General features: G+C 70.9%; 7 protein-coding genes. 5 read left to right on the top strand and 2 right to left on the bottom strand.

Annotated elements, in window-relative coordinates:
• Nucleotides 1-1107: IMP dehydrogenase (locus tag RWP81_RS11780; RefSeq protein WP_314456317.1), on the top strand; the 1107-nt coding region annotated here is incomplete at its 5' end.
• On the opposite strand, the gene RWP81_RS11775 is transcribed toward RWP81_RS11780, so the two are convergent.
• Nucleotides 1097-2131 (bottom strand): glycoside hydrolase family 76 protein, encoded by a 1035-nt coding sequence (locus RWP81_RS11775; RefSeq protein ID WP_314456316.1) that lies wholly within the window; start codon nucleotides 2129-2131, stop codon nucleotides 1097-1099. The genes RWP81_RS11780 and RWP81_RS11775 overlap by 11 nt on opposite strands.
• 156 nt (nucleotides 2132-2287) lie before the next feature.
• Between RWP81_RS11775 and RWP81_RS11770 the strand changes: the two genes are divergently transcribed.
• Together RWP81_RS11770 and RWP81_RS11765 are read left to right on the top strand one after the other, a co-directional pair.
• Nucleotides 2288-3628, top strand: a complete 1341-nt coding sequence (locus tag RWP81_RS11770) for a hemolysin family protein (protein ID WP_314456315.1) — start codon at nucleotides 2288-2290, stop codon at nucleotides 3626-3628.
• Nucleotides 3628-4683 carry a hemolysin family protein gene (locus tag RWP81_RS11765; RefSeq protein WP_314456313.1) on the top strand — a complete coding sequence of 352 codons (1056 nt, stop codon included), beginning with the start codon at nucleotides 3628-3630 and terminating at the stop codon, nucleotides 4681-4683. The genes RWP81_RS11770 and RWP81_RS11765 overlap by 1 nt, the downstream gene beginning before the upstream one ends.
• Nucleotides 4684-5005: 322 nt before the next feature.
• On the opposite strand, the gene RWP81_RS11760 is transcribed toward RWP81_RS11765, so the two are convergent.
• On the bottom strand, nucleotides 5006-6064 hold the full coding sequence (locus RWP81_RS11760; RefSeq protein WP_314456311.1) for an NADH:flavin oxidoreductase/NADH oxidase: 1059 nt from the start codon (nucleotides 6062-6064) through the stop codon (nucleotides 5006-5008).
• Between the two features lie 29 nt (nucleotides 6065-6093).
• On the opposite strand from RWP81_RS11760, the gene RWP81_RS11755 reads away from it, so the two are divergent.
• Together RWP81_RS11755 and RWP81_RS11750 are read left to right on the top strand one after the other, a co-directional pair.
• Nucleotides 6094-6951, top strand: a complete 858-nt coding sequence (locus RWP81_RS11755; protein ID WP_314456310.1) for an ADP/ATP-dependent (S)-NAD(P)H-hydrate dehydratase — start codon at nucleotides 6094-6096, stop codon at nucleotides 6949-6951.
• An 85-nt stretch (nucleotides 6952-7036) separates the two neighbouring features.
• Nucleotides 7037-8344 carry a glycosyltransferase family 87 protein gene (locus RWP81_RS11750; RefSeq protein ID WP_314456308.1) on the top strand — a complete coding sequence of 436 codons (1308 nt, stop codon included), beginning with the start codon at nucleotides 7037-7039 and terminating at the stop codon, nucleotides 8342-8344.
• The last annotated feature ends 26 nt before the right edge of the window (nucleotides 8345-8370 follow it).

Raw genomic sequence — 8370 nt, 5'->3', positions numbered from 1 at the left:
GGTCACGGCATCGTCTTCGCCGAGACCCGGGAGGGCGCCGTCGTTGACCTCGCGGACTTCCGCGGCATCGTGCCCGCCCCTCGCCTGGCGACGGCGCTTCTGGATGCCACGCTCGGCGACATCACGCGCGGCGAGACCCCCGTGATTGAGGCGCACCGCGTGGGCGACCCGCGGACGGTGTTCGCGCTCATCGAGGAATCCGGCACCGACGTCGTCGCGGTCGTCGACGGGGACCGCGTGGTGGGGACCCTCTCGCCGCGCACCGCCCTGCGCGACTCCGTGTACCGTCCGGGCGTCGACGCCGATGGACGTCTCATCGTGGCCGCAGCCGTGGGCATCAACGGCGACGTCGCAGGTAAGGCGCGCGCGCTCGCCGACGCCGGTGTCGACGTCCTCGTCGTCGACACCGCCCACGGGCACCAGGCGCAGATGCTCCGCGCGCTCCGCCAGGTCGCGGCTCTCGACCTCGGCATCCCGATCGCCGCCGGCAACGTCGTGACCGCCGAGGGGGTACGAGACCTCGCCGACGCGGGCGCGACGATCCTCAAGGTCGGCGTGGGACCCGGCGCCATGTGCACGACACGCATGATGACCGCGGTGGGGCGCCCGCAGTTCTCCGCGGTGCTTGAGACGGCAGAGGCGGCGCGCAGCGTCGGCGCGCACGTATGGGCCGACGGCGGCGTGCGCTACCCCCGGGACGTCGCGCTGGCGCTGGCCGCAGGCGCGGCATCCGTCATGATCGGGTCGTGGTTCGCCGGCACCATCGAGTCTCCCGGTCGGCTCCGAACCGACGATGCGGGCTTGCTCTACAAGGAGTCGTGGGGCATGGCATCCACCAAGGCCGTACAGGGCCGATTCGAGCGTCTCGATCCGTTCGAGCGGGCCCGCAAGGAACTGTTCGCCGAGGGGATCTCGTCGTCGCGCATCTACCTCGACCCGCAGCGCCCGGGCCTCGAAGACCTCCTCGACATGATCACGTCGGGGGTGCGCTCCTCGTTCACGTACGCCGGTGCGTCGACGGTCGCGCAGTTCCACGAGCGCGCCCGGGTGGGCCTGCAGTCGGCGGCCGGATACGAAGAGGGGAAGGCGCTCCCCGTCAGCTGGTGACGAGGCCCGACACGGCGACGTCCGCTTCGAGGGTGATCCACGCGCCCAGCTGCACCGAGAGGTCGAAGTCTTCCCCGGCCGCGCGGGCTGCGCGCCGGGGGTCCGCGGAGAACAACCCCGCACGTCGTCCGTTCCACAACGCGTCGGCGTTGCGGTGGACGAGATCGCGCGCGGCGCGAGACACGGCGCGGTGTTCGTCGTTCGACCCGTCGTCGGCGAACCACACCGCCGCCTCCGCGAGATAGCGAGCCAGGATGCCGGCGAACAGCCCCCCGTCGCCGCCACCCGCGGAGGGGAAGAGTCCTTCCTCGGCCGCGCACCAGCGCGCGACGGCGTGGACCAGCGAGGCTGCTCGCGCCTCGTGCGCCTCCCGCGCGTCGGCGTCGGGGGCACCCTCTGCGAGGGCGAGCGCGGAGCCGATCGCGACACCCTGGTTGTAGGTCCACAGCTCGGAGCGGACGATGCCGTCTTCCACGCCGTCGCGCACCAATCCCGTGGTCGGGTCGTCGAGGGTCGCGGCAACCCATGCGTCGAGGTCGATCGCCGATCCGCGGCGCGCCGACCACGCCAGCGCGATCGCCGCGGGCCCGTTGGCGGGGGCGTTGTAGAGCGCACTGCCGACCGCCCACGGCAGCGCTCCGACCGCGGGATCGACGGCCTCGTCGAGTCGCTGGACGAGGCGGTCGATGCGTCGGTCGTTCAGGTCGTAGTGCTGCAGCGCCAGGGTCATCCAGGCGACGTCGTCGTAGAACGGCGTGGTCCAGCGCCCCCACGTGCGCAACGTGACACCGCGATGCAGTGCGCGCAGGAGTCGCTTACGCCGGGGATCGGGTCGGTGCAGCTCGGCGTCGTGGAAGACGTGGATCAGGTGCGCGTGCCACCAGTAGTGCCAGGTGCGCGAGCCCTCGACGCCCGGCGACGCGGCGTGCGCCCACGCGACCGGCCCGTAACGGTGGACGTAGCGGCGGACGACGGCCGACTCGGCGGAAAGCGCGCGTGCCTGCACAGGAGATGTCGCATCCATTCCCCCATCCTCCACAGGCCGTCGGGCGTGGGGGAAACCGGTGCCGGTCGCCCGTGGCTGCCATAGAATCATCCGCACGATGGACGACCCTCCCAGTTGTAGACCCGAGCCCCGAAACCCCTCTTCCGCCGAGCGATCGAGCGGGGGTGACGACTGATGGAATTCGTCATGCTGGGCGTGGGGCTCCTGCTCACGGTAGGCACAGGACTCTTCGTCGCGAGCGAGTTCGCCCTGGTCAACCTCGACCGCGCCGACCTCGAGGCGCGCCGCGACGCGGGCGAGACGCGGCTCTCGCTGACGATCGACGCGCTGCGCATCACCTCGACCCACCTCTCGAGCGCGCAACTGGGCATCACGCTGACGACGCTGCTCACCGGTTACACCATGGAACCGGCGATCTCCAGCCTGCTGCGTCCGGCCTTCCAGACGTGGGGACTGCCCGAGGCGCTGATCGTCTCTCTCGCCGCGGTCATCGGCGTCGCGTTCGCCACGGTGCTGTCGATGATTCTGGGCGAGCTCGTGCCCAAGAACTTCGCGCTCGCCATTCCGCGGCAGACCGCGAAGCTCGTCATCCCGTTCCAGGTGGCGTTCACCGCCGTGTTCAAGCCCGCGATCGTCGTGCTCAACGGCAGCGCCAACGGGGTGCTGCGCGCGATGGGCGTCGAGCCCAAGGAGGAGCTGTCCGGTGCGCGCTCGGCCGAGGAGTTGTCGAGCCTCGTCCGACGCTCGGCGAACGCCGGGATGCTCGAGAAGGACACCGCATCGCTCCTGGATCGCAGCCTGACCTTCGCGCGCCTCAGCGCGGCCGACGTCATGACCCCCCGCCCGAGCGTGCACGCGCTCGCCGCGGGCGATCCCGCCGACGACGTCGTGCAGCTCGCGCGACGCACCGGCCACAGCCGCTTCCCCGTGTACGACGAGTCGATGGACGACATCGTCGGCGTCGTCCACCTGAAGGCGGCCATCGGGGTGCCGCGCGAGAAGCGCGGTGACGTGCCGGTGGCGGCGCTGGCGACCGAGCCGCTGCGCGTTCCCGAGACCGTCCACCTCGACACGCTCGTCTCGGAACTGCGCTCGCGGGGCTACCAGATGGCGATCGTCGTCGACGAGTACGGCGGTACCGCCGGTGTCGTCACCCTCGAAGACCTCGTCGAGGAGATCGTCGGCGAGGTGCTCGACGAGCACGACCGTTCCCGCGCCGGTGTGGTGCGCTCGGCGGCATCCCTGACTTTCCCCGGCGACCTGCGACCCGACGAAGTGCTCGACCGAGCCGGCGTCCGGGTGCCCGAGGGCGAGGTCTACGACACCGTGGGCGGGTTCATCATGGCCGCACTCGAGCGCATCCCCGTCGTGGGCGACACCGTCGACCTCGACGACGGCATCCTCGCCGTTCAGCGCATGGACGGCCGCCGCGTCGACCGGGTGCAGTTCACGCCCACCCCGCGGGAGCAGAACGTCGACGACCTCGTCCGCGCGGCGAAGGGCGGTGATCAGTGATGAGCGACTGGGCCGGAATCGCCTGGCTGGTGGTGCTCCTCATCGCCAATGCCTTCTTCGTCGGCGCGGAGTTCGCCGTCATCTCCGCGCGCCGCTCGCAGATCGAGCCGCACGCCGACCGCGGGTCGCGCGCCGCCAAGACCGCGCTGTACGCGATGGAGCACGCCACCCTCATGCTGGCGACGTGTCAGCTCGGCATCACGATCTGCTCGCTGCTGATCCTGAACGTGTCGGAGCCGGCCATCCACCACCTGCTGGCAGGTCCCCTGGGGCTCACCGGGCTCCCCGAGGCCGCGGTCGACGTGGCATCTTTCATCGTCGCGTTGCTGATCGTGTCGTACCTGCACGTCGTGTTCGGCGAGATGGTGCCCAAGAACCTCGCGTTCACGCTGCCCGACCGCGCGGTGCTCATGCTGGCGCCGCCCCTGGTGGCGGTGTCGAAGGCGTTCTACCCGATCATCGTCGCGTTGAACTGGACGGCGAACCACGTGCTGCGCCTGTTCCGGGTGGAGCCGAAAGACGAGGCCGCCTCGACCTACACGCTCGACGAGGTCGCCACGATCGTGACGCAGTCGCGACGGGAGGGTGTGCTCGACGACTCCGCCGGCACCGTCCGCGCGGTGGTCGAGTTCACCGAGAAGAAGGCCGCCGACATCGCGGTGCCGATGGGTGCGCTGGTCACGCTTCCCGAGACGACGACCCCGGCCGAGATCGAGCGTGCCGTCGCGCAGCACGGCTACTCGCGCTACGTGATCGTCGACGAGACCGGTGGCCCGACCGGCTACGTGCACCTGAAAGACGTGCTGCGTGCGGCGGAGGGGTCGGATGCCGACATGCTCCGACCCATCCCGGCGAAGCGCATCCACCACATGGTGTCGGTGCTGGAGACGACCGATCTCGAAGATGCGCTCGCCCTCATGCGCCGCTCGGGGCGCCACCTCGCACAGGTGCGCGACGAGCGCGGTGACGTCAAGGCGGTGCTGTTCCTCGAGGACGTCATCGAAGAGCTCGTCGGCGAAGTGCAGGACGCCACCGAGCGTCGACGTTTCGTCTAGACGACGACACCGGATGCCGCGGGGCTCGGGCCTCGCGGCATCCGGGGTTCTGCGTCTCGGGGCCCCGGGGAGGGGTCCGAGCGGTCCCTCGGGTGCGTCGGGCACTGACGGAAAGACGTGGGTCCGCTACGAAGCCCGCAGATCGTCACGTTCCTCGCAAGTTCGGGGCCGAAATCTGCGAGAACCGCGGTTGTCTGCGAGCAACGGCCGACCGCGAACACGTCAGCTGACGCGCTGGTGACGGATGCCGGACGGTGCGCAGGACGCGGAAAGGTACCTCGCGGACACGGGGAGTCCGCGCGCCGAGCGGCGGGATCAGACGTCAGTACGCGCGAAGGTACTGCGCGGGGGCGGGCGAGTCGGCACCCAGGACAGCGGCCGCACGGAGGGCGTAGTGAGGGTCGCGGAGCCATTCGCGGGCCGACATGATCGCGTCGGCGCGGCCGTCGGCGACGATCTGCTCGCCGAAGGTCGGGTCGTCGATCATGCCGACGGCGCTCACGAGCAGGCCCGTCTCGCGGCGGACCGTCTCGGCGTAGTCGACCTGATAGCCCGGTCCCGGCACGATGCGCTGATGGGGCACCAGCCCGCCACTCGACACGTCGATGAGGTCGGCGCCCGCCTCGGCCACGAGCCGCGCGGCGGCAACGGTGTCGGCGACGTCCCACCCGCCCTCGGCGGCGTCGGTCGCGGAGAAGCGCACGAACAGGGCTGCGTCGGGAGCGGCCGAGCGAACGGCCCCGGTCACCCGCACGAGCAGGCGGACCCGGTTCTCGAACGATCCGCCGTAGGCGTCGGTGCGGTGGTTCGTCAGCGGTGAGAGGAACTGGTGCAGCAGGTAACCGTGGGCGGCGTGCACCTCGACCACGTCGAACCCGGCCCGGACGGCGCGGCGGGCGGCATCCGCGAAGTCGTTCACGACGTCGTCGATCGCCGCGGCATCCAGAGCCACCGGTTCGGCGTAGGAGCCGTAGGCGATCGCAGACGGGCCGACGGTGGCCCATCCGCCCGCGTCGCGGGCGACGGATCCGCGCTCGCCGGAGAGCGGCGAGGTGGTCGAGGCCTTTCGGCCGGCGTGGCTCAGCTGCACGCCCGCGACGGCGCCGCGGGAGCGGACCGCCGCGACGATCGGCGCCCACGCCTCGGCCTGCGCGTCGTTCCACAGGCCCGCGTCGTCGGGCGAGATACGACCCTCGGGCGAGACCGCGCTCGCTTCGGCGATCACCAGGCCCGCCCCTCCCGCGGCGAATTGGGCGAGGTGCACGTGGTGCCAGTCGTTCGGCATGCCCTCGACCGCGCTGTACTGGCACATCGGCGACACCCACAGTCGGTTGCGGAACGCGATACCGCGGATGGACAGGGGTGTGAAGAGGGCGCTCACGGAGGACCTTTGCGTTCTAGGGTGACGCCATGACGGCGAAGGACTGGAGCGGGCTGGATGCCGCCCGCACACTGCGGAGGCCAACCGCGGACGACGACAAGTATTCCCGCGGCGTCGTGGGGATGCGAACCGGGTCCACGCGGTATCCGGGAGCCGCGGTGCTGGGCGTCGAAGCGGCGTGGCGGGCGGGCACGGGGATGGTCCGCTACCTCGGTCCCGCGCGCGCGCAGGATCTCGTGTTGCAGCGCCGCCCCGAGACGGTCACCACCGACGGGCGCGTGCAGGCATGGGTGATCGGGTCGGGAACGGATGCCACCGAGCGCGAGCCCAGCGAGGCGGCGGCGCTCCGCGGCATCCTGAGCGGCGAGGTTCCGGTCGTCGTCGACGCCGGATCGCTGGACCTCGTGCCGCAGGCCGCGGCGCCGGTCATCGTCACGCCGCATGCGCGGGAGATGGCCCGTCTGCGGGAGGCACTGGGGTTGTCCGCCGTCACGACGACGGACGTCGACGCACGGGAGCGGGCGGCGTGCGAGACGGCGGACGCGTTCGGCGGCGTCGTGCTCCTGAAGGGGGCGGTGACGATCGTGGCCGCGGCGGGGGGCTGGAGCCGCCGTGTGTCGACGGGGACGGCCTGGCTCGCCACCGCGGGCACCGGCGATGTGCTGGGGGGAGTCCTCGGGGCGGTCACGGCCGGAGCCGTCGCCGCCGGACGCAGCGGCGTCGAAGAACTGGGGGCGTGCGCGGCGACGGCGGCGTGGCTGCACGGCCGCGCCGGTACGGCGGCATCCCTCGCCCACGGGGGAGGGGGCGGACCGATCACCGCGCTCGATGTCGCCGACGCGCTGCCCGGCGTCGTCTCCGCCCTGCTCGCGGACTCGATCGCATAACGTTCGTGTGGTTCTCGCCCGTCGTGGCGCGAGAGGGTCCGGCCGTCGGTGGGGGCGTTCAGACAGCCCCGTTTAGGATTACCCGGTGCTGAGGCGTGTCGTTCCCCTGTTGATCGCGTTCGTCGCCGTGCATGTCGTCGTGGCGGTGCTGGGCTATCAACAGCCCAACGAGCCGATGGGCGACGTGTACCTGGTGTATGAGCCGTGGTCGCGGTGCGCCCTTTTCGGCGGCGTCGACGTGACCTCCTGCACACGCAGCGACACCTGGCAGTGGCCCGGCATCACCGAGAAGTGGATCTATCCTCAGCTCGCGTTCCTGCCGATGACCTTCGCGTGGGTGTTCGCGTGGGCCATCAGCTACACCCCGGCGTGGGCCCTGACGGTGTCGCTGTTCAACCTCGTCGCCTTCCTGATTCTCGTGGGCGACGCTCGCTCGCGCGGTCGCGTGATCGCGGCGTGGTTCTGGCTCGCGGCGATCCTGCTGATCGGTCCGGTTGGTCTCTACCGCATCGACGGCATCACCGTGCCTCTGGCCCTCCTCGGTGGCATCTGGATGCTGCGTCGTCCGTTCCTGGCATCCGTTCTGCTTTCGATCGCCGTGTGGATGAAGGTGTGGCCGGCGGCCATCCTGGCGGCGGGTCTCGTCGTCATCCGTCGTCGCCTGGCGCTCGTGTGGGGCGCGGTGGCCGTTTCGCTCGCGACGATCATTCCCGTGGTCGCTCTGGGCGGTGCCCCGTTCGTCTTCGGATTCGTCGGCGATCAGACCTCGCGCGGCATTCAGATGGAGGCGCCCGTGGGCGGCCTCTACATGTTCCTCGCCGCCTTCTACGTTCCCGGCAGCGAGGTGTACTACGACGGCGACGTCCTCACCTTCCAGGTGACCGGACCCGGAGCCGAGCCGCTCATCGCGGCGATGACGCCGATCATGCTGCTCGTCATGGCGGGCGTGGCGGGTGTCGGGGTGTGGAAATTGCGCCACGGTGCGACCTTCCTGAGTCTCTTCCCGCCGCTGTCGCTCGCGCTGGTCACCGCCTTCATCGCCCTGAACAAAGTGGGGTCGCCCCAGTACTACGTGTGGCTGTTCGCGCCCGTCGCGCTCGGCTTGATGCTCGATCGTCGTCGCTGGTACGCCTTCGCCGGGATGACGCTGGTGATCGCCGGTCTCACGCAGTGGATGTACCCGCTCCTGTACGACGGCCTCATGGCGACGCACCCCAACCCGTTCCCGGTGGTCGTGCTCGAGGTGCGCAACCTTCTCGCCCTGGTGCTGCTGGTGTGGGCGGTCGTGCGTGTCGTGAAAGCCCCCGTCGCACGCGTGCGCCCGCCCGCGGGGCTCCGCGAGATCGTCACGGGACGACGACCGGTGCCGCCGCGCGTGTCTGCCGGACGGTGATCCCGCACGCGCGCTGAGCGTGGCGG

The sequence above is a fragment of the uncultured Microbacterium sp. genome, assembly GCF_963521695.1.
In the GTDB taxonomy this organism is placed as follows: Bacteria; Actinomycetota; Actinomycetes; order Actinomycetales; family Microbacteriaceae; genus Microbacterium.
Note: the sequence above shows the minus strand (reverse complement) of the source record. Positions and strands in the feature narration are given on the sequence as shown.

Excerpts from the sequence above, each read along its gene's own strand:
- RWP81_RS11775 (WP_314456316.1), bottom strand. The coding sequence starts at position 2,131 with ATGGATGCGACATCTCCTGTGCAGGCACGCGCGCTTTCCGCCGAGTCG.
- RWP81_RS11770 (WP_314456315.1), top strand. The coding sequence starts at position 2,288 with ATGGAATTCGTCATGCTGGGCGTGGGGCTCCTGCTCACGGTAGGCACA.
- RWP81_RS11755 (WP_314456310.1), top strand. The coding sequence starts at position 6,094 with ATGACGGCGAAGGACTGGAGCGGGCTGGATGCCGCCCGCACACTGCGG.
- RWP81_RS11765 (WP_314456313.1), top strand. The coding sequence starts at position 3,628 with ATGAGCGACTGGGCCGGAATCGCCTGGCTGGTGGTGCTCCTCATCGCC.